The organism is Bacillus sp. LR--39 (genome assembly GCF_053613335.1).
In genome coordinates, this window is record NZ_JBSIOT010001086.1 from 1 (window position 1) to 635 (window position 635).

At 40.0% G+C, this 635-nt stretch carries 1 protein-coding gene; it reads left to right on the plus strand.

Going from position 1 to position 635, the window contains the following annotated elements; translation table 11 throughout:
- Window positions 1-312 precede the first annotated feature (312 nt).
- On the plus strand, window positions 313-635 hold a 323-nt coding region (locus ACWHAR_RS28605; protein ID WP_452088640.1), incomplete at its 3' end, for a glucose PTS transporter subunit EIIB.

The window sequence follows — 635 nt, forward strand, 5'->3', positions numbered from 1 at the left end:
TTCATCTTCCGGAATCAGAAGTCGGATATATTACGCTGCATGTCCAGCGTTTAAATGATTCCTATAGGTAATACCGCCTGATATCGCGCGATCAGGCTTTTTTTAGGTCGATTTTCACAGAGAATAAAAAAGTAGTTGACGAAAGCGTTATCACATAATAAAATGAAAGCGTATTAAAAAATAAATACCGGGGATTGTGACTGGTAAAGCAGGCAAGACCTAAAATTTGCGTAAATGAAAAAGGATCGCTGTATCCTTTATTCGTTGGCGAATTTTAGGTCTTTTTTGTTTAAATAAAAGGGGGAGAAATAGATGGATTACAAAGAGACTGCAAAACGCCTTATTGAGCTTCTCGGAGGGAAAGAAAATATTATCAGCGCGGCTCATTGTGCAACAAGACTGCGTTTAGTGATGAAAGATGAATCAAAGATAGATCAAGCACAAGTAGAAGAGCTTGATGGCGTCAAAGGGGCTTTCAGCAGCTCTGGCCAGTACCAGATCATTTTCGGAACAGGTCTTGTGAATAAAGTATTCGATGCTTTTTCTAAAGAAGCTGATATTGAGCGTGAGGAACACGTCAATCATCAGGATGCGGCAAAAGAAAAGCTGAATCCCGCTGCGAGATTTGCGAAAAC